Annotated in this window: 22 protein-coding genes and 1 riboswitch; of the genes, 12 read left to right on the forward strand and 10 right to left on the reverse strand. The window is 71.0% G+C overall.

The genetic code is table 11. From position 1 onward, the window contains the following. A complete protein-coding gene (locus CCN51_RS39955) occupies nt 1-1,065 on the forward strand; it encodes a lactonase family protein (RefSeq protein ID WP_078610299.1) in 1,065 nt (354 codons plus the stop codon). A 42-nt stretch (nt 1,066-1,107) separates the two neighbouring features. Next, nucleotides 1,108-2,010, forward strand: coding sequence for a GntR family transcriptional regulator (locus tag CCN51_RS39960; RefSeq protein WP_014173449.1), 903 nt, complete (start codon nt 1,108-1,110; stop codon nt 2,008-2,010). Here the strand turns inward: CCN51_RS39960 and CCN51_RS56700 are convergent. Further along, a complete protein-coding gene (locus CCN51_RS56700; RefSeq protein WP_014173450.1) occupies nt 1,970-2,377 on the reverse strand; it encodes an MFS transporter in 408 nt (135 codons plus the stop codon). The two genes, CCN51_RS39960 and CCN51_RS56700, sit on opposite strands and share 41 nt — an antisense overlap. Before the next feature lie 108 nt (nt 2,378-2,485). Here CCN51_RS56700 and CCN51_RS39970 point away from each other — a divergent pair, with 108 nt between their 5' ends. Then, complete coding sequence (locus tag CCN51_RS39970; RefSeq protein ID WP_014173451.1) at nt 2,486-2,698, forward strand: hypothetical protein; 213 nt, start codon at nt 2,486-2,488, stop codon at nt 2,696-2,698. An 83-nt stretch (nt 2,699-2,781) separates the two neighbouring features. Here CCN51_RS39970 and CCN51_RS39975 read toward each other — a convergent pair whose 3' ends face one another. After that, nucleotides 2,782-4,815, reverse strand: coding sequence for a family 20 glycosylhydrolase (locus CCN51_RS39975; RefSeq protein ID WP_238545271.1), 2,034 nt, complete (start codon nt 4,813-4,815; stop codon nt 2,782-2,784). A 142-nt stretch (nt 4,816-4,957) separates the two neighbouring features. Between CCN51_RS39975 and CCN51_RS39980 the strand changes: the two genes are divergently transcribed. Together CCN51_RS39980 and CCN51_RS39985 are read left to right on the forward strand one after the other, a co-directional pair. Further along, nucleotides 4,958-6,871, forward strand: a complete 1,914-nt coding sequence (locus tag CCN51_RS39980; protein WP_014173453.1) for an alpha-L-fucosidase — start codon at nt 4,958-4,960, stop codon at nt 6,869-6,871. Between the two features lie 73 nt (nt 6,872-6,944). Then, a complete protein-coding gene (locus CCN51_RS39985; protein ID WP_106436527.1) occupies nt 6,945-7,598 on the forward strand; it encodes a class I SAM-dependent methyltransferase in 654 nt (217 codons plus the stop codon). Nucleotides 7,599-7,638: 40 nt separating this feature from the next. On the opposite strand, the gene CCN51_RS39990 is transcribed toward CCN51_RS39985, so the two are convergent. Continuing rightward, complete coding sequence (locus CCN51_RS39990; protein ID WP_014173455.1) at nt 7,639-8,010, reverse strand: hypothetical protein; 372 nt, start codon at nt 8,008-8,010, stop codon at nt 7,639-7,641. Between the two features lie 388 nt (nt 8,011-8,398). Here CCN51_RS39990 and CCN51_RS58380 point away from each other — a divergent pair, with 388 nt between their 5' ends. Beyond that, nucleotides 8,399-8,545: a hypothetical protein gene (locus CCN51_RS58380; protein WP_014173456.1), complete on the forward strand. Its 147-nt coding sequence runs from the start codon at nt 8,399-8,401 to the stop codon at nt 8,543-8,545. A gap of 42 nt (nt 8,546-8,587) precedes the next feature. After that, the gene (locus tag CCN51_RS40000) at nt 8,588-9,151 is read left to right on the forward strand and encodes a GNAT family N-acetyltransferase (protein WP_014173457.1); all 564 of its coding nucleotides are present in this window, start codon (nt 8,588-8,590) and stop codon (nt 9,149-9,151) included. A 52-nt stretch (nt 9,152-9,203) separates the two neighbouring features. Here CCN51_RS40000 and lysA read toward each other — a convergent pair whose 3' ends face one another. The 3 genes from lysA to CCN51_RS40015 all read right to left on the reverse strand — a co-directional run bounded on the left by lysA (nt 9,204) and on the right by CCN51_RS40015 (nt 12,163). Beyond that, nucleotides 9,204-10,550: a diaminopimelate decarboxylase gene (lysA, locus tag CCN51_RS40005; protein ID WP_014173458.1), complete on the reverse strand. Its 1,347-nt coding sequence runs from the start codon at nt 10,548-10,550 to the stop codon at nt 9,204-9,206. A gap of 10 nt (nt 10,551-10,560) precedes the next feature. Next, nucleotides 10,561-10,995 carry an SAV_915 family protein gene (locus CCN51_RS40010; protein WP_014173459.1) on the reverse strand — a complete coding sequence of 145 codons (435 nt, stop codon included), beginning with the start codon at nt 10,993-10,995 and terminating at the stop codon, nt 10,561-10,563. 193 nt (nt 10,996-11,188) lie between these two features. After that, nucleotides 11,189-12,163: an alpha/beta fold hydrolase gene (locus CCN51_RS40015; RefSeq protein ID WP_014173460.1), complete on the reverse strand. Its 975-nt coding sequence runs from the start codon at nt 12,161-12,163 to the stop codon at nt 11,189-11,191. Nucleotides 12,164-12,327: 164 nt separating this feature from the next. Further along, nucleotides 12,328-12,389: riboswitch (guanidine-III (ykkC-III) riboswitch) on the forward strand. A gap of 11 nt (nt 12,390-12,400) precedes the next feature. Here CCN51_RS40015 and CCN51_RS40020 point away from each other — a divergent pair. The 5 genes from CCN51_RS40020 to CCN51_RS40040 all read left to right on the forward strand — a co-directional run bounded on the left by CCN51_RS40020 (nt 12,401) and on the right by CCN51_RS40040 (nt 16,770). After that, the gene (locus CCN51_RS40020) at nt 12,401-12,715 is read left to right on the forward strand and encodes a DMT family transporter (RefSeq protein WP_014173461.1); all 315 of its coding nucleotides are present in this window, start codon (nt 12,401-12,403) and stop codon (nt 12,713-12,715) included. Between the two features lie 205 nt (nt 12,716-12,920). Beyond that, complete coding sequence (locus CCN51_RS40025; protein WP_143676030.1) at nt 12,921-15,080, forward strand: NUDIX domain-containing protein; 2,160 nt, start codon at nt 12,921-12,923, stop codon at nt 15,078-15,080. 152 nt (nt 15,081-15,232) lie between these two features. Next, nucleotides 15,233-16,081, forward strand: coding sequence for a S1 family peptidase (locus CCN51_RS40030; protein WP_014173463.1), 849 nt, complete (start codon nt 15,233-15,235; stop codon nt 16,079-16,081). Between the two features lie 114 nt (nt 16,082-16,195). Continuing rightward, nucleotides 16,196-16,480 (forward strand): hypothetical protein, encoded by a 285-nt coding sequence (locus tag CCN51_RS40035; protein ID WP_043486098.1) that lies wholly within the window; start codon nt 16,196-16,198, stop codon nt 16,478-16,480. Continuing rightward, nucleotides 16,477-16,770, forward strand: coding sequence for a hypothetical protein (locus tag CCN51_RS40040; RefSeq protein WP_043486100.1), 294 nt, complete (start codon nt 16,477-16,479; stop codon nt 16,768-16,770). The genes CCN51_RS40035 and CCN51_RS40040 overlap by 4 nt, the downstream gene beginning before the upstream one ends. A 28-nt stretch (nt 16,771-16,798) precedes the next feature. Here CCN51_RS40040 and CCN51_RS40045 read toward each other — a convergent pair whose 3' ends face one another. The 4 genes from CCN51_RS40045 to CCN51_RS40060 all read right to left on the reverse strand — a co-directional run bounded on the left by CCN51_RS40045 (nt 16,799) and on the right by CCN51_RS40060 (nt 23,667). Continuing rightward, nucleotides 16,799-19,396 carry an ATP-binding protein gene (locus tag CCN51_RS40045; RefSeq protein ID WP_086860684.1) on the reverse strand — a complete coding sequence of 866 codons (2,598 nt, stop codon included), beginning with the start codon at nt 19,394-19,396 and terminating at the stop codon, nt 16,799-16,801. 55 nt (nt 19,397-19,451) lie between these two features. Further along, nucleotides 19,452-21,302, reverse strand: coding sequence for a glycoside hydrolase family 15 protein (locus tag CCN51_RS40050; protein ID WP_014173465.1), 1,851 nt, complete (start codon nt 21,300-21,302; stop codon nt 19,452-19,454). A gap of 97 nt (nt 21,303-21,399) precedes the next feature. Continuing rightward, nucleotides 21,400-22,458, reverse strand: coding sequence for an NAD(+)/NADH kinase (locus tag CCN51_RS40055; RefSeq protein ID WP_014173466.1), 1,059 nt, complete (start codon nt 22,456-22,458; stop codon nt 21,400-21,402). Nucleotides 22,459-22,527: 69 nt separating this feature from the next. Beyond that, nucleotides 22,528-23,667: an acyl-CoA dehydrogenase family protein gene (locus CCN51_RS40060; protein WP_014173467.1), complete on the reverse strand. Its 1,140-nt coding sequence runs from the start codon at nt 23,665-23,667 to the stop codon at nt 22,528-22,530. Nucleotides 23,668-23,703 lie beyond the last annotated feature (36 nt).

Below are 23,703 nucleotides of genomic sequence, written 5' to 3' on the forward strand. Positions count from 1 at the left end.
TTGTATCAAACCTCGCACAGATACAATTCTCTCACCGGATCAGCCACAAGGAACGGGAGCCGATGTGACCCTGACCGCCAACAGTTCCACCCTCGCCTACGTGGGCTCCCCGACCACACCCGGCGCTTCCTGTACGCGGTGCACGGCGACCTCACCTACGTCAGCGCCTACCGCATCGATCCGGCCTCCGGGCTGCTCACCGCCCTCGGGCAGCAGGAGACCGGTGGCCGCAATCCGGCGCATCTCGCGGTGGACCCGTCCAACCGTTTCCTGGTGGTGGCCAACCACTCCTCCGGGACGGTGGCGACCCTGCGCCTGCTGGACGACGGCCGGCTCGGCCCGCTCGCCGATCTGCTCTCCCTGCCGGGCGAGCCGGGCCCGCACCGCACCGAACAGCCCGGCGCCAAGCCGCACCACGTGCCCTTTTCGCCCGACGGCCGCTTCGTCGTCGTACCGGACAACGGGCTGGACCGGATCTTCACACTCTCGCTGGACACGGAGTCCGGGAAGCTGTCGTACGGCCCCGTCCCGTCCATCGCGACCCGGGAGTTCGCCGGCCCCCGACACCTCGCCTTCCACCCCCATCTGCCGTACACGTACACCATCGACGAACTGCGCTCGACGGTGACCTGCTACCACTGGGACGCCGGGCGCGGTGCTCTCCGAGCGCTCCAGGTCCTCGCCGGCACGGAGCCGACGGCGACCGGTGACAGCCGGGGCGCGGAGATCGCGGTCAGCCCGGACGGGCGGTTCGTGTACGCCTCCAACCGCGGTGGCGCGGGGGACACCAGCCCGGGCGGGCCCGAGCCCGACACCATCGGGGTGTTCAAGGTGTCCGCGAAAACGGGGCTGCTGCGGCCCGTGGGCTGGACCTCCACCGGGGGCATCCGGCCGCGGTTCTTCTGTCTGAGCCCGGACGGCCGGAAGCTGTACGCCGCCAATGAGCGCAGCCACACCATCGTCACCTACGACGTCGACGCCGTGAGCGGCGGACTCCGGCCCACCGGCCATGTGGTGCACACCGGCTCGCCGGCGTGTGTCCTCTTCCTCCGGCGGGATTCGTAGGATGAGGCTTTGCCGACCCACCACATGAAGAGCGCAGGAGCGATGTCGCGGCCCAATCTGACCACCTCCATGGCCACCCGACTGCTGGACCTGATGCGTCGCAGCGGCCTCGAAGAGGGCGCCCATGTCACCGAGCAGTGGGTGGCGGACGAGTTGGAGGTCTCCCGTACGCCGGTGCGCAAGGCGATGCTCTTCCTGGCCGAGGTCGGCATCCTCGACCGGATTCCCAACCGCGGCTTCTTCCTCACGCGTGACGCGCGCGCCCTCACCCGGCCGGACCTGAGCGAGGGCGAGGACGTGGAGCAGTCCGCGTACTTCGAGATCGCGGACGACTACGTCGGCGGCCGGTTCACCGGCTCCTTCACCGCGGCCGACATCGGCCGCCGCTACCGGCTCACCCCCCGCCAGGCCGACCGGGTGCTGTCCCGGATGGAGGGCGAGGATCTGGTGCGGCGCAAGGCGGGCGGCCGGGGCTGGGAGTTCCAGCACGTCATGGGCACCGTCGACGCACATGACCAGAGCTACCGGTTCCGCATGATCATCGAGCCGGCCGCGCTGCTCGAGCCGGGCTTCACCGTGGATGCCGACGCCTTCACACGCCATCGGCAGCAGCAGGAATCCCTTCTGCACGGGGACATCCTGCTGCTGCCGCGCGCCGAACTGTTCCAGGTCAACGCCTCGTTCCACGAGATGCTGGTGGGCTGCTCCGGCAACCAGTTCCTGCTCGATGCCGTACGACGTCAGAACCGGCTGCGACGGCTGATCGAGTACCGCCACCAGATCGACCGCTCCCGGCTCGCCAACCAGGCCCGGGAGCATCTGAGGCTCCTGGACCTGGTGGAGAGCGGGGACCTGAAGGCGGCGTCCGCCTTCCTCGGCGCACACCTGGACAAGGTGCGGTCGATCAAGACCGGGATCGGCGAGGAGAGCCGGCCGGAGAGCTAGGACGTGACCGGCGAGGTGCGCTGAGCCTGGTCCGAGGTCGCGCTGGAGTCGGCCGGGGGCTTTCCGCTTCCCCCGCTTCCCCCACCCTGATGGTCAGGGCGAGGACGAAGGCCACGGCGGTCAGCCCGCCCAGGAACAACAGGCCACCGGTGGCGCTCCCCGTCGACCTCTTGGCCCAGCCGATCGCGTACGGGCCGAAGAACCCGCCGAGGTTGCCGATGGAGTTGACCATCGCGACCGCGACCGCGGCCGTGGAGCGGGTCAGAAACAGCGTCGGCAGCGCCCAGAACGGCGATAGAAACATCACGAACATGGTCAAGAGCGCCAGGGGCATGCCCTTCCCGCCGAGGGCGTCGCCGCGATCCACATCGGCTGGTCCTCGGCGAGCACGCCGAGTTGTCCTGTTGTGCACTTTCCATGACCCAACATGCCTCATAGGCTCATGTTGGCCTGTTTGCCGCTTTCAGGAGGTGTCGTGCCGGACCACAAGATGTACTGCTACACCTGCCAATCCGATGAGCAGCACCGCCGTCTCACGGCCGAGGAGAAGGTCTACCTCAAGAACCGCACAGGCCGGAAGAGCGTCGAGGACGTCTTCATGTGCACGGCGCCGAACTGCCGCAATCTGCGGACCGGTTTCAACAAGCACCCCTTCGACCCCGTCATCCGCCTGCCCTTGCCCGACTGACTCCTCATGAGACAGTGCGCCGTGCAGCAGACCATCGACCGTGTGCCGCACGGCGCCACCGTGTTTGCGTCGCTTCCCCTCCCCTACCTGGCCACCGGGCGCAGTGCGGTCGGTGGCTGAGTGTCCGGGGGCATCTGTACGGCCAGGCCGTCGGTGTTCTGGGCGAGGCCGAGTTGGGAGATGGCGTTGACCAGGGTCACCGTGTCGCCCTTGGTGGTCAGCTGCCAGCGCTGGGTACGGGTGTTGTCCGAGCAGCTCTGCTGGGTGATGGTGGCGCCCGCCTCCAGGGGCGCGCCCAGGTAGCGTCTGCCGCTGACCATGTCCAGGCAGTTGCCGGTGGTGGTGCCACCACGGACCGCGCGGATGCGGTAGTAGCCGTCGGGGGTGGCCGAGAGTGCCCAGGTGGCGTCGGGGTCGGCCGCCAGTTTGGCCGGGGCTCCTTGCGTGGTGCCTGCCGTGGTCAGCCGCTTGGCCGAGTCGGGGAGGGTGAGGGCGTAGGTGCCGTCCTTCAGCGGGAGGCGTGTGACGTTGTTCCAGCCGGGGGTGTGGCCGAGCCGGTTGGCGAGGTCGGCGAAGCCGGTGTAGGTCGCGGCGGGTTTGGGGCTGCCCCAGGTGGCCTGGGAGATGAAGCGCAGCGGCATGAACGCGTCGGCCTCGACCTCGTTCTCGGTCTGTTCGGACGCGAAGTCGGGCCACATGGTGATCTTGGCGCCGGTGACCTGGGGCTGGGGGCCGGTCAGTGTCTCTCCCTCGAAGCGCAGGGGCGTCCAGTCGCTGTCGTACAGGGCCTGGGTTTTCATTTTCGAGCCGCCGCGGATCAGATAGAGGGAGTAGGCGGAGTTCATGACCTGGTGGCCCTGCGCGAGGAGTGCGGAGGGTGGCTGCTGGGCCTCGGGGGTCCAGTGCTCGACGTCGATGTTCTTGTCGAGGGCGATGGTGTTTTCGCCGGTCAGTCCGTCGTTCCAGATCCGCAGGGTTCTGCCGTCGGCCCGCACATGGGCGTTCACGCGGTTGACGAAGTCGATGAACGCGTCCTGCGGGGTGGCCGACGCGCCGTACTTCGCCTTCGCGTAGGCGGCTATCTGCGGATAGGCGGCGTAGTCAGAGCCGAGCATGTACTCATCGGCTCCCATATGCCAGTAAGGCGTGTCCCAGACGGTAAGGGCCTCGTCGAGCAGCCCGGTGTAGAAGCTGTAGGCCTCGGGCCGGGTGATGTCCAGCCGCGAGGGCGACTTGGCGCCGGAGGAGTCGGTGAGCTGCAGTTCAGGGTGGTTCTGCAGATAGGGGTCGATGTGTCCGGGTGAGTTGATCTCGGGTACGAGGGTGATGTGGTACTTCTTCGCCATGGCCGAGAGCTGTCGTATCTCGTCCTTGGTGTAGTAGCCCCAGAACTTGGTCTTCGGGTAGTCGTCGCTGGCGACTTTCGCCTCGATCCACAGCTGGTTGAGTTTCAGATACGACATCTCCCGCATCAGCCGCTCGAACCAGGGCATCGAGATGTGGATATAGCAGGCGCACACCCCCACGCCGCGTTCGGGGTATTGGGGGACGTCGACCGTCCGGCCGCGCGGCAGTACGGTCTGGCCGTGGAGCATCTGCAGCACGGTGCGGGTGCCGAGGAACAGCCCGTCGTCGGTCGCTCCGGTGATCCGCACGGTGTCGGAGACGAGAAGTTCGTATCCCTCCGCGCCGAGTTCTCGGGCGCCGGGGTCGAGGCGCAGGACCAAGTCGCCGGCGCGGGGCTCTCCCCCGCTGACCACGGGGAGCCTGAGGCCGGTGGCGGCGGCCAGGTCGTCGGCGAAGGTGGCCGCGTCGGCCTGGGCCCGTTTGATCGGGGCCCGTTTGGCCGGGGCCCGCTCGGCCGGGACCCGTTTGGCCGCGGGCGAGACGATACGGGAGCCCTGCTGCAGCTGGAGGGTGCCGGATCCGGCGGTCCACCCCGTCAGGGCCGGTATCACCTCCGGTGTGGCCGCGGCTCGGGCGGCAGCGGCGGACGTGGGGGCGTGCGCCGAGGCCGGAAGGGCCGGCGGTACGAACAGGGCCAGGGCGGCCAGAAGGCAGACGGCCCAGCGGCGGCGTCCGCGCCCGGCGCGCATTCGTTGGATCACTGTGTCCATCGGCATGAGGGTTGTTACCCACTTCCCAGCGGCGAACACGCTTACTACTCTCGTCGGCCATGACCGGTGTCACGGCATCGAGAGGCGAATACATCCGATGAATCTGTTCCGGTGCTCGAGGAGAGGCGGCCTCCGCCGCGCCATGATCGCCGCCGCGATCGCGGCGCTGACGGGGGTGGCGGCCCTGCCGCCCGCGACCGCCGCGGCCAAAGAGGAAAGCGGCGCAACGGGGTGTCAGGAGCCCGTGACACCCGCGCCGGTCATGGCCGTGGAGGAGTGCGACAGCCTGGCGCGGATCGTCGAGAAGGCCGCGAACATCGTGCCGCGCCCGTCCCAAGTGGCCTGGCAGCAGCGCGGTATCGTCGGTTTCACTCACTTCGGGATGAACACCTTCACCAACCGTGAGTGGGGCTCGGGCATGGAGAAGGAGTCGCGCTTCACCCCGTCGAACGTCGATGTGGACCAGTGGATGCGCGCGTACCGGGCGATGGGGGCCAAGCAGGTCATCTTCACCGCCAAGCACCACGACGGCTTTGTGCTCTACCCCACCCGCTACAGCAACCACTCCGTGATCGCCAGCCCTTGGTGGGTCAGCACCGCGGGCTGCGACCAGGCCGGGGAGACCGCCGCTGCCCGCGCCGCGGCCGAGCAGAAGCGTGACGCCGACCCTTCCGCGTACTGGCGGGCGCGGGAGGCGGGCTGCGAACGGCAGGGCGGGGACATCCTCGGCACATACGTCCGCGCGGCCCGTGCGGCGGGGCTGCGGGTGGGGATCTATCTGTCGCCGTCCGACGGGGCCGAACTGCCCCGGGCGTGGCACAAGGACACCTACATCCCGGCGATCAAGGCCAAACCGGCCGACTCGCGCTCGACGGCGGAGAAGGCCACGCTGGAGGACGCGCCCGCGAGCCCGGCCGGCCAGGGCCGGTACGGCAACTCCAGCACGCCCATGGCGCGTACGATCCCGACCCTGGTCCCCGGTGACGACCGGGCCCGCGCGGTGGCGCGGGGCACCCTGCCGACGTTCGAGGTCGTCGAGGACGAGTACAACGCCTACTACCTGAACCAGCTCTACGAACTGTTCACCCAGTACGGGCCGATCGACGAGTTGTGGCTGGACGGCGCCAATCCGTGGGCCGGTTCGGGGATCAGCGAGAAGTACGACTTCACGACCTGGTTCGCGATGATCAAGGCGCTGTCCCCGGACACGGTGGTCTTCGCCGGGCCGCAGGGCACCCGGTGGGTGGGCAACGAGGCGGGTGTGGCGCGGACCGGCGAGTGGAGCGTCGTCCCGGCGACGGGCGACCCGGACACGGCGCACAACGAGGGGCTGATCCCCGGTGGCGCATGGGCCGAGGACATCGGTTCCCGGGCGGTGCTCGGCCGGTCCGATGTGCGCTATCTGCAGTGGTTCCCGGCCGAGGCGGACTCCTCGATCAGGCCCGGCTGGTTCTACCATCCCGGCGAGCGGCCGCAGTCGGCGGCCGAGCTGGTCGACAAGTACCGGCGATCCGTCGGGCGCAACGCCGTGATGCTGCTCAACGCGCCGCCCGGCACGGACGGGCGGATCGCCGACGCCGATCTCGCCTCGCTCACCTCCTTCGGCACGGCCGTCAGCGACACCTACCGCACCAACCTCCTGGCGCCCGGAAAAGACGCGACGGGCGCCGCGCTGTCCGACGAGGACCTGTCCACCGGCTGGTCCCCGGCGGGCCAGGCCACCACGGGCAGCGTGGTCCTGGACCTGCCCCGGGCGCAGAGCTTCGACCAGATCCTGCTCCGCGAGAACATCACCCGGGGCCAGCGGGTCGAGGAGTTCGCGGTGGACACCTGGGACGGCACCGGATGGGTGCAGGCGGCGAGCGGTACGACCGTCGGCTACAGCCGGATCCTGGTGCTCAACACGCCGGTGCGCACCGACCGGGTCCGGATCCGCGTCCTGGCCGCCCGCGCCACGCCGCAGCTGGCGACGGTGGGCCTGTACCGTACGGTCGCACCCTCCGTCCGGACCGGTGGCGCCGTGCCGGACACTCACAAATCCCCCACCCCCTCATGACGCTTGACCTTGCCCAAAGGTGAAGGCCGACAGTGTCCGTGGCGACCGAGCCCCGGACGAGAGGGATATGCAGATGGACGACGACGCTCTGCTGACAGAGCAAAGGGCCTACTACAGGGCGGGCGCGGCCCAATACGACCGGCCTTACGCGGAGCGCGAAGACCTGCGGAAGTTGCTGACCGTCGTCGATGAGCTCCCGATCGCCGGGGAGGTGCTGGAGTTGGCGTGTGGCACGGGCCAGTGGACCCCCAGGCTCGCGGCGCGGGCCCGGTCGGTGACGGCGGTCGACGCGGCAGCCGAAGTGCTGGCCCTCGCTCGGGCCCGTACCGCATCCTCCAACGTCCAGTTCCTCGAGGCCGACCTGTTCGAGTGGCGACCGCCACGGCGCTATGACACGGTGTTCTTCGCCTTCTGGCTCTCCCATGTTCCGCCGAGGCGGTTGCCCGAGTTCTGGAACACCGTCGCCGCCGCCCTCGCGCCGGGCGGCAAAGCGATCTTCATTGACGATGGCCCCGCCGCTGCCGCGGAGGAGGACATTCTCGCGAACCAGCCGGCCCCGGCCGCGCTGCGCCGACTCGATGACGGCAGCCAGTACCGCATCGTGAAGGTGTTCCACGATCCCCGAACACTCACGGACGACCTCACAGCGCTGGGGTGGTCGGTCCACATCCGTCCCGTGGCCGGGAACTTCATCGGCATCGCCGAACCGCCGGCCAAGAAGCCGTAACCCCGGCGCGGTACGAACGCGCCGGGGTCGGGCGACGGGCTCAGAACGTGGGCGTCAGTACGAGCTTGGCCTTGTGGCCGGAGACCGACTTCACCGAGATCTTCAGGCTGTTGAGCCTGACGGTGCCGCCCGGGCTGGTGCTGCCGCTCAGGCGCCCGCCGCCCGTGGTGGTGGCCGACATCTTCACGGATCGGGAACTGACGTGCGTGATCCGCAGCTTCCCGAACCCGAAGCGATGGCTGTTGACCTTGATGCTGCTGGGCGCCGACACGGTGATCTTGCACCGCCCGTCGTAACACGGCCCGTGGGCGGCGGCATACGACTCCGTCGCCGTCAGGCCGAACCCCAGCGTGCCCGCCAAGGTCAGCGTCGCAGTGGCCGTCGCGGCCCTCCGCCACATACCGGTGCTCATCAATGGGACCTCCTGTCTCCAAAAGGGGCATTTCCCGCGCGGCATTTCTAACCCGCCGCCCGCGGGACCCCTCCCGGGGTGGGCCGGCTTCGGCTGCTCCGACGCCCCGGACAGAATCGCCCCTGCTCCGCTCCGGCGGAGCTGGACGCAAGCGATGTGTCACAGCCAGTGACGCCCGTTGTGCAAGCTCGTCGATCTATCGACGAGTAGTTGACTGACGCGTTCCTGCTGGAAGCCGAGCGGCACGCGGCCTGGGGCGCGGCACAGCTGGAAACCCTGACCGCGTTCGTTCCCGACGGTCCCTGGACCGCGGGCCCTGGACCCCGTCGCACTGCCGCGGACTCTGCTCACCGGCGCGTCCCTGATCGGCCGCTCGGCTCGCCACGCCGTGGCGGGATACTTCGACCACCACGGCATAGCCCAGCGGGCCGACGGTGACCGCGTCACCGCCGACCTGCCCAGCGGCGACTCGGTCGACATCGACTTCGATACGGCGGGCCGAATCGCCCACGTCAGCCTCAAGGTCTCGCCCTGATATTCGGTGGCGCGACAGACCCCCGATGGTGAAGATCGCGCCATGCCCAACTTCCTGGAGACCGAACGGCTCGCGCTCCGCGCGTTCACCGAGGCCGACGTCGACCACCTGCTCGCGCTGGACAGCGACCCCGACGTCATGCAATTCATCAACGGCGGCCGGCCGACAAGCCGCGAGGCAGTCCGGACGCGGACCCTGCCCCGTCTCCTCCACGACTATCCGTTCCTCGGCTCCCGTGGCTACTGGGCCGTGGAGGAGAAGGCCACCGGCACCTTCCTGGGCTGGTTCGAGTTCCGTCCCCTCGACGACCACAGCCCCGCCGCGGTCGAACTCGGCTACCGGCTCAACAAGGCGGCCTGGGGATGCGGCTATGCCACGGAGGGAGCCCGGGCCCTGATCGACAAGGGGTTCACCGACCTCGGGGTGGAGCGGGTCACGGCGAACACCATGGCGGTGAACACGCGGTCCCGGCGTGTGATGGAGAAGGCGGGGCTGTCGTTCCTCCGGAACTTCACCGGCGACTGGCCGGATGCGATCGAGGGCTCGGAGCACGGCGAAGTCGAGTACGAGCTCACCCGGGCGGAGTGGCAGCCGCGCCAGGCGTAACCAGGCGGGTCACGCGCAACCCTTCCGGCGGCGGATCCGCTCGCGGCGCAGGCTAGAGGCCCACGTCGCGACGGCGGATGTCCTCGAAGGACTCCCGGCGTACGAGGAGCCGCGCGCGGCCGTCCCGTACGGCGGCCACCGGCGGGCGGCCGACCATGTTGTAGGCCGAGGCCATGGACAGGTGGTAGGCGCCGGCGACGGGTACGGCCAGCAGGTCTCCGAGGCGGATGTCGCCGGGGAGTTCGACGGCGGTGGCCAGGATGTCACCCGCCTCGCAGTGCCGGCCCACCACGGTGACCCGGGTCGGTTCGGCGGTGCTGTGCCGGCCGACCAGACGCGGTGTGTACCGCACTCCGTACAGCGACGGCCGCGGGTTGTCGCTCATACCGCCGTCGATGGCCACGTATGTGTGCTCACCGGTGTGTTTGACCGACAGGACCCGGTAGACGGCGACGCCCGCCGGGCCCACGACGGCACGGCCCGGTTCGATGAACAGGCGGGGCACGGTGAGCCCGGCCGCCCCGCACGCCTCGACGAGCTCCATGCGCACCTTTCTGGCCAGCGTGGTCAGGTCGAGGGCTTCCTCCCCGGGCCGGTAGGCGATCCCGTGGCCGCCGCCCAGGTCCAGTTCGGGCAGGACGAGGCCGTGTTGTTCGTGCAGCCGGGCCATGAGCCCCACCATGCGCCGTACGGCGGACAGATACGGTTTGACGCTGGTGATCTGCGACCCCAAGTGGCACTGCAGCCCGGTCAGTTCGAGCTGCGGCTGGTCCAGGATCCGGGCGATCGCGTGCTGGGCGTAGCCGTCGGATATGGACAGGCCGAACTTCTGGTCGTCCGTCCCGGTGCGGATCTTCTCGTGGCCGCCCGCGCTGATACCGGGCACCACGCGGACCATCACCTTCTGGTGGCCGTCGGGCCCGACGGCGGCGGCCAGCCGCGCGATCTCCGATGGGCTGTCGATGACGATACGGCCGACGCCCAGGCGCAGCGCTGTCTCCAGGTCCCTCGGGGACTTGGCATTGCCGTGCAGCACGATCCGCTCGGGCGGGAAGCCGGCGGTCACGGCGAGTTCGAGTTCGCCGGCGGAGCAGACGTCGAGACCCAGGCCCTCCTCGTCCACCCAGTGGACCAGTGCCTGGCACAAGAACGCCTTCGCCGCGTACAGGATCTCGGCGTCGGGGAAGGCGTCCCGGTAGGTGCGGCAGCGGTCGCGGACCTCGGCCTCGTCGAGGACATAGACCGGGGTGCCGAAGCGGTCGGCGATCTCAGCGAGCGGTACGCCGCCCACCGCGAGGTCGCCGTGGCGAGGTTCGGTGGTCGAGGCGGGCCACACCGAGAGGTCTGCCGAGGTGGCGGTGGCCGGGGTGGCGTGAGCGGATGCGTGAACAGTGGTCATCGTGGGCGCCTCAGCCGATCCACAAGGAGAGCGTCGCGACGAGGGCGGCGGCGCCGGTCACCCGGAGCGCGCCGACCGCCCGCGGATCCCAGGCGCCGGCGCGCGAGCGGCCTTCGGGAGCCTTCTGGGGCACGCGGGCGACATCTCCGCCGGGCGTCGGCGCGGGGGCGGTGAACTGCGGGTCGACCGTGATGGTGGTGACGCCCAGCGGTTCGGTGAGCGCGCGCAGCGCGGGCTCGGCGAGCCTGATCCACGCCTGGTCCGGGCCGAGCGTCGCGGTCAGCCTGCGCTCGGACGTGAAGCCGACGGCCGTACGGTCGCCGAGGGGCGTACGGAAGAGCCTGGCGGCACACCGTGAGGGGCCCGGCCGGACCGGGACGTACAAGGGCCCGGCCGGGAACCGATCACAGGGCTCGGGGTCTTCGTCGTACGGGAGCTCTGCCATGGGATGCCTCCTGGAGGATCCAAGGTGGTGCGGGGGCTGAGCCGACCGCCTCCGACACAGGGAGGCCGCCCGGGCTCGCCGCCCACGCTACGCCCGCCGCACCCGGCTCCCGGACGGGTCCTGACGGGATGCTGACGGCGAACCGGACGACGCTGACGCGATGCTGACGCGCGCTGCGAACGGTTCGCCGTGCTCAGGCGGGGAGGGAGCCTAGCCAGTCGGTCAGGTGCTGGTTGACCTCTTCATGGCGTTCCTGCTGGATCCAGTGGCCGCAGCCGTCGAGGATGTGGCAGGAGCGCAGGCCTGGCAGGGTGGTGGGGTACGCCTTGATCGCGTCGGCCAGCCAGGTGGTGGAGGCGTCCAGGGCACCGCCGAGGAACAGCGACGGTTGGGTGAGGGGGGCGCCGTCGAAGTCGGCGAGGTCTTCCCAGTCCCGGTCCATGTTGCGGTAGCGGTTCAGGGGTCCGGTGAAGCCGGTCCGTTCGAATTCAGCGGCGTAGCTGTCGAGGTCGTGCTCGCTGAGCCAGGCGGGCAGACGGCCTTCGGGAAATCTGTCGCGCATCGTCCCGCCGGGGCTGATGAAGTGCGGGTCGGGCGAGCCGGGCGCGGGCATGGTGTCGGCGGACAGCGCGGCGTAGAGACCGGCGAGCCAGCCGCGTACATCGGGCTCGATCTCGGCCTCGGCGCGGCCGGGCGCCTGGAAGTACGAGACGTACAGTTCGTCATCCCCGCCCATCCGGGCGAAGATCTCGCTGGGCCGCGGTCCTCCGCGCGGGGTGTAGGGGACGCTCAGCAGTCCGACCGCGCGGAAGACATCGGGCCTGACCAGGGCGGAGTTCGCGGCGATGGGCGATCCCCAGTCATGGCCGACGATCACGGCCGTCTGCTCGCCGAGCGCGTCCACCACGGCGGCGTTGTCCTCGATGAGATCGAGCATCCGGTAGGCGGCCATGCTCTCCGGCTTGGAGGAACGCCCGTAGCCGCGGACGTCGATGGCGACCGCGCGGTATCCGGCGGCGGCCAGCACCGGCAGTTGGTGGCGCCATGAGTACCAGGACTCGGGGAAACCGTGCACCAGCAGGACCAGCGGTCCGGTCCCCTGCTCCACCAGATGGATCCTGCCCGCGGGGGTGGGGACCAGGCGATGTGTGACGTCCGGTTGCGACATGGCTCCTCCGGGTTGCTGATCGACTCGTACTGCGATGGTGGGCCGCATACCGCATCGGTGCGAGTCCCGTTGCCGGCTCGGCAAATCGATGCTGGGAACACCGCTGGTCCTGCCCGGTGGCTTTGCGGACCGGGGGCGTCGGGGCCGGTGTGCGAAAATGGCCGACAGAGCCCGACCGGCTCCTGGACGAGGTGCGCCGTACCCAGACATGACAAGACGACGCGGGGAGTGTCTGTCATGGCCTGGGTCGTTCTTGTGATCTCCGGGGTGCTGGAAGCCGTGTGGGCCACGGCGCTGAGCAAGTCGGAAGGGTTCAGCCGTCCACTGCCGACCGTCGTCTTCGGTATCGGTCTGGTGCTGAGCATGGCGGGCCTGTCCTTCGCGCTGCGGACCGTGGATGTGGGCACCGGCTACGCGGTCTGGGTGGGCATCGGCGCGGTGCTCACCGCCACCTACGCCATGGTCTTCGGCGGCGAGTCCGTCGGCTGGCTGAAACTTCTGTTGCTTCTGGGCATCGTCGGCTGCGTGGCCGGCTTGAAACTCGCGCACTGAAACTCGGCGGGGTCCTGGCCGACCAGGGCCAGGCCGCGACGGCTGAGCGCGGGACGGTGGCGGGGAGCGGATCGGCGCACACCCATGCGCCCTGTCGCGGCCCTTTTACTCATCCCACAATGGGCGGGCCGCTTTGGCCAGATCCGGGAGGTTGTCCTTGTCCGATCCCACCTCAGCGCCCTCCTGCGACGGCCGGGCTCCGCTCGTGGATCCTCAGCTCGCGCGCTATCTGGCCGAGCATCCGGCCCCGGCCGCGGCCGCCGACGCGCTGATCCGCGACGACCAGGGGCGGATCCTGCTGGTCGACCCGGTCTACAAGGACGGCTGGGATCTGCCCGGCGGCATGGCCGAGGACGAGGAGCCGGCCTCCGCGCTCGTCCGGGAGGTGGGCGAGGAGCTGGGTCTCACCGTGGAAGTCGGGCGGCTGCTGGCCGTCGACAGCGTGCCCGCCACCGTGTACGGGCGCACCATCCTGGCTTTCGTCTACGCCGCCCATCTGCCCGGCGATCGCCCCCCGTCGGCCCTGCTCCCCCAGGACGGTGAGATCCGCAGCGCCCGATTCCTCCCCGAGCGGGAGGCCCTGGAGCTGCTGCCGCCGCTGCTGCGCCGTCGCGTGGCCGCCGCGCTCGCCGCCGAGCGCGGCTCGCACACCGCGGTGTTGCGCGATGGACACCGTCCGCCACCGCGCCGGCGCGACCACTATGCGCTGCTGCCGGCGCCGATGATGGCGGCCACCGTGCTGGTCACCGACGCCTCCGGGCGCATCCTGGTGCTCGACCCGAGCTACAAGGACCATCTGGAGTTGCCCGGGGGCATGGTCGAGGCGGACGAGTCACCCGCGCAGGGCGCCGCGCGCGAGCTGGCGGAGGAGCTGGGGCTGACAGTTCCGGTCGGACGGCTGCTGGCGGTGGACACCTCGTCGGCGGCGGCCCCCCGGCACGGCCGCGCCCTGACCTGCATGATCTTCGCCGCACCGCCGCTGACCCCGGCCCAGGCCGGGCAACTGACCTTCCCCGACGGGGAGATCCGCGCCGCGCACTGGCTGAGCCGCGACGAGGCCTCGCGGCGGCTGCCCGCCCGGCTGGCCGCCCGGGTGGCGGCCGGCCTGGGCGCCCTCGCCACGGGCGGTGTCATCCACCTGGAGCGGGGCGAGCCGACCGCCCTGCCGGCCGGGCTGACCGTGCGGGAGCGGGCGGCCCAGGCTCGTGCGGCGATGGTCGACCGGCTGGCGGCCGACGGCGTACTGACCGACCCGGATCTACGGCGGGCCCTGCTCGCGGTCCGGCGTGAAGTCCTGCTCCCCCGCTGCTATATCCGCCGCCCCACGGCCGCCGGGCAGCCGAGGGCCTGGCAGCTGCTGGACGGCGCGGACCCCCGTGACCGGGACGAGTGGCTGGCCTGGATCCACGACGGGGACTCGGTGCTGTTCCAGCATCGCGGTGAGCCACTTGACGCCGCTGAGCGCGGGCAGATCGTCACCGGGGGCGGGTTCACCGGGATGTCCACCGGCATGATCACCGCGGTCGAGGGGCTGCAGTCGCTGGGCCTGGCGGCCGGGGACCGGGTGCTGGAGTCGGGCACCGGCCCGGGGCTCGTGACGGCCGCGCTGTGCGAAATCCTCGGGGACACCGCGGTCACCACGGTCGAGGCCGATCCGCATCTGGCCGAGGCCGCCCGCGAGCGCCTGGCCCGACTCGGGCACCGGCCCCGGGTCGTACGGGGTGACGGCCTGGCCGGCCGCCCCGGCGAGCGCTTCGACGCGATCCTGCTGTCGTTCGCGGTCCGGGGCCTGCCGCCCGCCCTGCTGGAGCAGCTGGCCGACGGCGGGAGGCTGTTGGCGCCGATCACGACGGGCGCGGTCGGCTGGCCCGCCCGGGCGATGGTCCGCCGTACCGGCGACACGCTGGACGCCGTGCTGCGACCGGTCATCTCGGGGCACCGGCCGGGCCTGGGCGTGGAGCTGGTCACCGCGCCCGACCGGATGCCCGACGGTCCGGTCACCGTCCGGCCAAGTCGCCTCGCCCCACCCGAGGATGCCGGGTTCTGGCTGGCGGTCGGCCATCTGCTGCCCGGTCTGGTACGGGTCGCCGGCGCCGAGGGGCTGTCCCTGTACGCCCCGGCCGAGGAGTCATGCGCCATCGTCCACTCCGACGGCGGCTCCTGGGTTGTCGAGGGTAGTGGCCCCCGGAACATCTGGGCCGAGGTGGAGAGCGTCCACGCCCGCTGGATCCAGGCGGGCCGACCCGGCCATTACCGCCTCGACCTGACCGATCCCGCCGTCCAGCGGGTGGACGGCGGCGCGGGCGCACACGCGCTGACGTGGCGGCTGCCCGGCCAATTCGCCCCGGCCGCCGTCGCCTCGTAGCGCGCCTCCCCTTACCCCCATTTCCCCCTGAACGACCGGGCAGTTGGGTTACGCGGCGGCCGGACCGAGGGCACAATCCAAGCCTGACCGACAGTCCTCTCAAGGAGGTTCGGGTGAAGACGGCACGCCGTACGTGGAGAAGTTCCCGCCTGATGGCCGCGGTATCGAGCCTGTTCACCGCGGCAGCCGTCGCGACAGCCGGTACGAGTGCGGCCGCTGCCGCCGAGGCGTCCCCCGCCTCCGTGTCCCAGGCCGCTTCGGCCATCGAGTCGCTGAACGTCCCGGGGACCGCCTGGACCGTGGACGAACGCACCGGGACGCTGCGCGTATCCGTCGGCTCCACGGTCGGGGGCGACGACCTGGCCAGGCTCGACCGTACCGCCGCGCGCTCAGGCGGCGCCGTGACCGTCGAACGGCTCGGCGGACCGCTGCGTACCCTCCTCTCGGGCGGCGACGGCGCGTACGCCTCCGCGGGTTGGCGCTGTTCCGTCGGGGTCAATGTGCAAAGCGGCGCCACGTACTACTTCATCACCGCCGGCCACTGCACCGACGGTCTGCCGACCTGGTACACCGGCGCCGATCTGACCACCGCGGTCGGCCCGACGACGGGCACCAGCTTCCCCGGCGACGACTACGGCGTCGTCCGCTACGCCAACGCGGCCGTCCCGCACCCCGGTACGGTCGGCACCGTCGACATCACCGGAACCGCCACCGCCTATGTCGGCCAGGAGGTCTGCCGCCGGGGGGCCACGACCGGTGTCCACTGCGGCCGGGTCACCAGTCTCAACGCCACCGTCAACTACGGCAACGGCGAGATCGTCTACGGGCTGATCCAGACCAATATCTGCGCCGAGCCGGGGGACAGCGGCGGTCCGCTCTACGCGGGCGACAAGATCATCGGCATTCTCTCCGGCGGCACCGGGGACTGCGCCACCGGCGGCACCACCTACTACCAGCCCATCCAGGAGGTGCTGAGCGCCTACGGCCTCACCGTCTACTGACGGCCGACCACGCGGCCGGCCACGCGAAAACGGCGTCCGGACAACGGCTCACGAACGGCGCGCCCGCGGGTACTGTCATCAGCAGGCCCTGGCCCCGACCGCGAGGAGGTGCGCATGAGCGCACAGCCCGACCACTCCGTCGACCGCAAGGTCACCGCCATCCCGCACACCATCAACGCCATCGGTGAGGCCTTGAGCGGTGAGCAGCGCGCCCGCTTCTACGGGGAGGTCCTGGCCGCCGAGGAGTCCGTCGTCCCCGCGGTGATGCGCTCGTGGTGGAAGATCGCGATGCTGGCCAAGGCGCCGTTGGCAGCGCACAGCCGCGCGAACGCCGCCGCCGGGCGGAACCTGGTCAGCATCGACCACCTCATGACCCGGCTCGAGGGAGCGGGCGGGTGAACCATGAGCGTCCCCGGCCGGGCTGGGCCGCGTATATCGAAGAGACCCCGGCCGAGGCCATCGTGGCGATGCCTCCGGATCTGGCCAAGAAGGTCGCCAACTACATCGCCGCTCTCGCGCTCGAAGCAGGCGGTGCGCTGGACAAGGGCAAGCAGCCGCCCGGCGATCCGATGGACGACCACGACACACGCTTCAGCATCCAGGTCGCGGGCGAGCCCGTGATCATCGAGTACAGCGTCCACCACGACGTCCGGGCGGTACGGATTCCGGTCGTGGTCTGGTTCGACTGATCTCCATGTGAGGGCCACGGCGCTCCGCTCATCGGTCGGCGTGGCGCGAGGCCGCCCGCGCCGCTTCCGCCTCGTCCCGGGCCAGGGCCGCGGCGGCGGGGTCGCCGGCCAGGGTGTGTGCCTTGGCCAGGGTGTCGAGCCCGACGGCCAGCCAGGTTCGGGAGCCGATCTGCCGCCACAGCCTGACCGCGGCTTCGGCGCGACGACGGGCCGGCCCGGGGCGGCCGGCCTTGAGCTGTGCCTCCGCGAGCGCGTACAGCGTCGCGGCCTCGCCCCACAGATTGCCGAATTCCCGGTAGGCCCACAGGCTCCGGGCCAGCAGTCGGCGCCCTTCCGCCGCCGCGCCCTGCCGTACCAGGACGTCCCCGAGCCAGCAGGTGGCGTGAGTGGCGCCGAGCCGGTCGCCCAGGTCCTCGCTGATCGAGGCGGCCTGCCGGAAGCAGTCGGCGGCGGCCGGGTGGTCGCCGAGTTCGCGGTGGCTCTGCCCCAGGCAGCGCAGGGCCTGGGCCTCACCGGGCCGGTAGCCCGCCTCCCGGCTCACCCGCAGGCACTCCGTGAACCGCGCCATGGCCGCCTCGACACGCCCCAGTTCGAGGTCGATGACGCCAATGCCGTTGGTCGCGTAGACGAGGCAGTTGGCGTTGCCCGCCGACCGGGCCAGCTCGCAGGCCTCTTCGAAGTGGCGTACGGCCGAGGAGTACTGGCCGAGCAGCCGGTGCACATACGCCAGCCCGGCCGTGGCACTGGCGCGGTAGGCCGGGCCTTCTCCCTCGGCGAGCAGCAGGGCCTGCTCGAAGTGTTCCAGCGCTTCCGGGTAGCGGTCGACGATGGTGGTGAGTTCGCCGAGGCAGCGGTGGAGTTTGGTGGCGCTGCGCCGGTCGCCGGCGCGCAGCGCCGTCTTGAGCGCCCGGCCCTGCACCCGCTCCCAGTCGTCGAAGTGGCTGCCGACCTGGAAGAGCGTCGTCAGCGCGGTGGCCAGCCCGGCGGCCGATGCGATGTCCGTGCTGTCGAGCGCCTGGTCGACCACGTCGATGAGGAATCGGCGCTCGTCGTTGAACCAGGCCAGTGGGTCGGCGACGACCTGGTCGGCGTCCGTCGGGGAGAGCCGCCAGCAGGCCAGATCCATCTGGGAGATGCCCAGGAAGTCGACGCTGAGGGTTTCGGCGGCGAAATCGGCGAGGTGCAGGCTCGCGCCGAGCAGCCGGGTGAGCGCCGCCGCCCTCTCCTGGCGGGAGACCTCCCGCTCCGCCCGCTCCCGGCCGAGCAGCCGCACCAGGTCGTGCAGGCGGTGGCGGAATCCGGCGGCACCGGCCGAGGCGACCTCCACCAGGTGCACCTCGACCAGGTCGTCGAGCACGCCCTCCGCGTCGGACAGGCCGATATCCAGCAGGGTGGCGAGGGCCCAGGGGGCGAAGTCCGGCCCGGGCAGCAGGGCGAGCATGCGCAGGGCGTGCTGGGTGGTCGGGGCCATCCCCTGGTAGGTGAGTTCAAGACTGGCTCGTACGGCGATGTGGCCGACCGCCAGCTCGTCGAGCTTGCGCTGCTCGTCCGCGAGCGCGCGGGCGACTCTGGCCAGCGGCCAGTGCGGTCGTGCGGCCAGGCGTGCCCCGGCGACCCAGACCGCGAGGGGAAGGCCCTCGCAGGTTTCCACGATGGACCGGGCCGAGTCGTGCTCCGCGGCGGTCCGGTCCGGGCCCAGCATCTCGCGCAGCAGGGCGAGCCCGGTGGCGGAGTCCAGTACGTCCAGGGGGAGCCGGCGGCCGGCCAGGTCGGCCAGGGTGGTCCGGCTGGTGATGAGGGCGGCGCAGCGAGCACCGCTCGGCAGCAGGTCGCTCACCTGCGGCGCGTTGGCCGCGTTGTCTAGGACGACGAGCATCCGCCGCTGGGCCAGCAGCGTGCGGTAGAGATGGATTCTGCTGGTCAGCTCGGTGGGCACGGCGCCGCCCGGCACGCCGAGCGCGCGCAGAAAGGCCCCGAGGACCGTGAACGGCTCCGCCGGGTCGTCGCCGAAGCCCCGCAGGTCCACATAGAGCTGGCCGTCCGGGAAGCGCGGGGCCAGCAGATGTCCGGTGCGCACGGCCAGAGCCGTCTTGCCGACCCCGGCCGGGCCGGTGACCAACAGGGTCTCGGGACCGGAGCCTTCCTGGTCGAGGAGTCGGCAGGCCTCGGCCAGCTCGTCTTCCCGGCCGACGAACAGGGACAGGTCCGGGGGCAGCAGACACGGGACGAGCTGCCGGCCGGTCGCCCCGTCCCGATCCTGGCGATCGTCGTCGGCGGGGTCGCTAATCTGCTCAGGAGCCGACCCGGGAGCCGACCCGGGCGAGTCCGTGGCGGGGGCGGACTGTTCCCGCACGGCCAGTGCGCGGCGCGTCCGGACCCACTCCTCGACCGTCTCGGGACCACCGCCGCAGGCCCGGACCAGGGCCGCCACGATTTCCTCGCTGGGCAGCGAGACCCGGTTCAGCGCGCCGGCGACGGTGCTCGTGGGCAACTGGTCGCCCGCCCTGCGGGCCTTGCGCTCCAAAGCCCGGTAGGAGAGGCCGGACCGGGCTTTCACCGTGCGCAGGAGGGCGACGAACTCGTCGGCTGTCCGGACCGTATCGGGCCTGGGTAACGGCGTCGTCACGGACCGATCTTACCGATACGCGCCGGGGCGCGGCCATCCCGCCGAAGCGGCGGGATCAGCCGAGGGCGCGGTCCAGGTTGAAGGCGGCGCTGATGAGGGAGAGGTGGGTGAAGGCCTGTGGGAAGTTGCCGAGTTGTTCGCCGGTCGGGCCGATCTCCTCGGCGTACAGGCCCAGGTGGTTGGAGTAGGTGAGCATCTTCTCGAACGCCAGCCGGGCCTCCTCCAGGCGGCCGGCGCGGGTGAGCGCCTCGACGTACCAGAAGGAGCAGATCGAGAAGGTGCCCTCGGTGCCGGGCAGGCCGTCCGGGCTGAGGTACGGGTCGTAGCGGTAGACCAGGGAGTCGGATACGAGCTCCTGCGACAGGGCGTCGAGGGTCGCGAGCCACTTGGGGTCGACCGGGGAGATGAACTTGGCCATCGGCATCATCAGCACCGCGGCGTCCAGGATGTCCTCGTCCAGGCGCTGAGCGAAGGCTCCGCGCCGGGCGGACCAGCCGCGTGTCATGATCTGCCGGTAGATGGCGTCGCGGCTGACCCGCCAGCGGGGAAGGTCGGCGGGCAGTCCGCGGCGGGTGGCCAGGCGGATGGCCCGCTCGATGGCGACCCAGCACATGAGGCGCGAGTACAGGAAGTTCTGCCGTCCCGCGCGGCTCTCCCAGATGCCTTCGTCGGGCTGGTCCCAGTGGTCGCAGACCCAGCTCACCAGATAGCCCACCTCGTCCCAGTGGTCGCTGCTGATGGGTTGTCCCCACTTGTCGTACAGATAGACGGAGTCGATGAGCGCTCCGTAGATGTCCAGCTGGAGCTGGGTCACGGCGCCGTTGCCCACCCGGACCGGGGCGGATCCCAAGTAGCCTTCCAGATGGGAAAGTTGCAGCTCGGGGAGGTTACGGCTGCCGTCGATGCCGTACATGATCTGCAGCGGTCCGCTGGTGCGGTCGTCGCAGTTGATGCAGTGCTCGGAGAGAAAGCCCATGAACGCCTTGGCCTCCGAGGTGAAGCCCAGGCGGAGCAGGGCGTAGACGCAGAAGGCGGCGTCCCGGACCCACATATAGCGGTAGTCCCAGTTGCGCTCGCGGCCGATGGCCTCGGGCAGGCTGGTGGTCGGGGCGGCCACGATGGCGCCGGTCGGGGCGTAGGTGAGCAGTTTCAGGGTCAGCACGGAGCGCTGGACCATCTCCCGCCAGCGTCCGCGGTAGCGGGAGGCGCTGAGCCATTTGCGCCAGAAGCGGACCGTGGCCTCGAAGTCGGCCCCGGCCTCGCGCCGGGCGCAGCCGAGGGGGGCGACCTCGTCGTCGACCCGGTCGAGGGCGAAGACCGCGGACTCGCCTTCGAGCAGTTTGAAGCGCGACCGTACGTCCCGGCCGTCGCACTCCAGGGGCGCGGTGGCCGTCAGCGCCAGGGACAGGGAGGGGGAGTCGAAGAGCACCCTGTTGCCCTGCATCCGCGCGGTGTGCGGCTCGGCTCCGTAGCCGAAACGGGGCGCCACCTGTGCGGTGAAGGGGAGGGTGCCGCGTACGCAGCGCACCCGCCTGATCAACCGGTGCCGCCCGGAGTCGTGGGAGTCGTCGACGACGGGCATGAAGTCCTGGATCTCTCCCGCGCCGTCGGCGGCGGAGAAGCGGGTGATCAGCACATTGGTGTCGGGGAAGTAGAACTGGCGGGTCCGCGCGGGGACGTCGGTGGCCAGTTCGAAGGAGCCGCCCCGTTCCGCGTCCAGGATCGAGCCGAACACGCTGGGCGCGTCGAAGCGCGGGCAGCAGTACCAGTCGATCGTGCCGTTCGTCCCCACGAGGGCGACGGTGCGCAGATCGCCGATCAGTCCGTGGTCCGCGATGGGCAGATAGCGTGAGGAGGCGGTCGGGAATTGCGTCTCCTGCCCGTATCCGGCGTCGTCGAACACCATGTCAGGCCTCCCTGCCGTCGCGGCACACTGCGGCGCACCGTCGGGTACCCGGCGGCGCACGCCCGCATCGCAGCCAATGCTCCTATAACAGGGTAAATCACCCCGTAATCGGCCAGGGTCGGTGCAGATGGGCCAGGTCGTCGGGCGGCGGGGTGGCGGGGTGGTAGACGGGCGGGGTCTGGTCGACGGTGGTCGCCGGGGCGTCGGCCAGCTGGAAGCGGCCTCGCAGGCGCCGGTAGAACTCCAGCGGGGCCAACCGCGCCAGGCGCAGGCGGTACGGGGCCCGGTAGGCCGCCATCCAGTCCCCCGGGTCCAGCACCCCGCGCAGCTCCCCGTCGATGCTGACGGCCACACGTCCGGAGTGCGGCAGCACACGGATCGCAACCACTTCGTCGGCCCCGGCGATCACGGTGCGGTTGAAGGCCATATGCGGGGCGACCGGTGTGAAGACGATCGCGTCGGCCTCGGGGGCCAGGACCGGGCCTCCGGAGGCGAAGCTGTAGGCGGTGGAGCCGGTGGGGGTCGCCACGATGACGGCATCGGCCGAGTAGCAGGCCAGCAGCTGACCGGCCAGGTACACGGCCAGGTTCACCTGACGGTTCCGGGCGAGCTTTTCGAAGACCACATCGTTGACCGCGGTGACGTCCAGGGGAATCCCCCAGCTGGCCTTGTCCGTGGCGCCGGGGCGCACGGCCGGCGCGGGCAGCCCGGGGCCGCGGCCGTAGCACAGCGGCTCCTCCAGGTCGGTGGGCATCTCCAGCGGGCGCGACGCCCGGAGGGTGAGCACCATTCGCTCCTCGATGACCGACTGGTCCCGGTGGAGGGCGTCCAGCGCGCCCTCCACCTGGTCGGTGGTGATCTCGGTGAGGAAGCCGACCCGGCCCACGTTCACCCCCAGCACCGACGCCCCGTCCTTGGCGGCGATCCGCGCCCCGCGCAGAAACGTGCCATCGCCGCCGAAGGTCATGACCACCCCCGGGTGGCCCGCGGCCATGGCCTCTTCCTGGCCGCCGCGCCGCGGCACCCCCGCCTGCCATACGTCGAGGTCGGCGCAGACGACACCGTGCACGGCACACCACTCCCGCGCGGTCCGCGCCGCCGCGACGGCGACCGGACGGCCCTGGTGAACGACGAGGCCGAGCCGGGTCAGAGGCATCGCCTTCCACCGTAGTCCGCGCCGGTCCGTCCCGCAGATCGCGCCGGCCCCCGGCGCCGGGGGCGCGGGTCAGTCGGCGAGTCGGCGGCTGATGACCAGGCGCTGGATCTGGTTGGTGCCCTCGAATATCTGCATGATCTTGGCCTCGCGCATATAGCGCTCGACGGGGTAGTCGCGGGTGTATCCGTAGCCGCCGAAGACCTGGACCGCGTCGGTGGTGACCTTCATGGCGGCGTCGGTGGCGATGAGCTTGGCCACGCTGGCCTGCCGGCTGTACGGGCGCCCCGCGTCGCGGCGGCGGGCGGCGTCGAGGTAGGTGGCGCGGGCGGAGTCGACGGCGGCGGCCATGTCCGCCAGCAGGAAGCCGAGCCCCTGGTGGTCGATGATCTTGCGGCCGAACGCGGTGCGTTCATGGGCGTAGGCGACGGCGGCATCCAGGGCGGCCTGGGCCAGTCCGGTGGCGCAGGCGGCGATGCCCAGCCGGCCGGAGTCCAGGGCGCTGAAGGCGATCTGCAGCCCTTGCCCTTCCCGTCCGATGAGCCGGTCCGGGTCGAGCAGGGCGTTGTCCCAGAAGGCGGCCGTGGTGGGGATGGCGTGCAGGCCCATCTTCTCCTCGGGCCGGCCGAAGGTGAGGCCGTCGGTGTGGCCGGGGGCGAGAAAGCAGGAGATGCCGTCGCTGCCGGGTGAGGTGCGGGCGAAGAGGGCGTAGAACCCGGCTTCGCCGCCGTGGGTGATCCATGCCTTGGCGCCGTTGATCCGGTAGCCGTCGGTGTCCTTGTCGGCCCGGCAGGTCAGGGCCGCGGCGTCCGATCCTGCCTGCGGTTCGGAGAGGCTGTATCCGCCGATGAGGCGGCCGCTGAGGATGTCGTCCGCCCAGCGGCCGCGCTGGGCGTCGGTGCCGAAGGTCAGGAGGGGGAAGGCGGCGAGGGTGTGGACGCTCATCGCGACCGCGACGGCCGCCCAGCGCGCGGCCAGTTCCTCCAGAGCCTGGAGATAGACCTCATAGGGCTGCTCACCCCCGCCATACTGCTCCGGGTAGGGCAGGCCCAGCAGGCCCGCCTCGCCGAGCAGGGCGAACAGGCCCTCGGGGTAGGTCTCGGCGCGTTCGTGTCCGTCGACGCGGGGGGAGAGTTCCTTGTCGGCGATGTCACGGACGAGGTCCAGCAGGTCCTCGGCCTCCCGGGTGGGCAGCAGGCGGTCGACGGTCATGACGATGCTCCTGGGCGCGTACGGGTGGGCGGGCGG

The organism is Streptomyces milbemycinicus (assembly GCF_002154605.1).
Taxonomy (GTDB): domain Bacteria; phylum Actinomycetota; class Actinomycetes; order Streptomycetales; family Streptomycetaceae; genus Streptomyces; species Streptomyces milbemycinicus.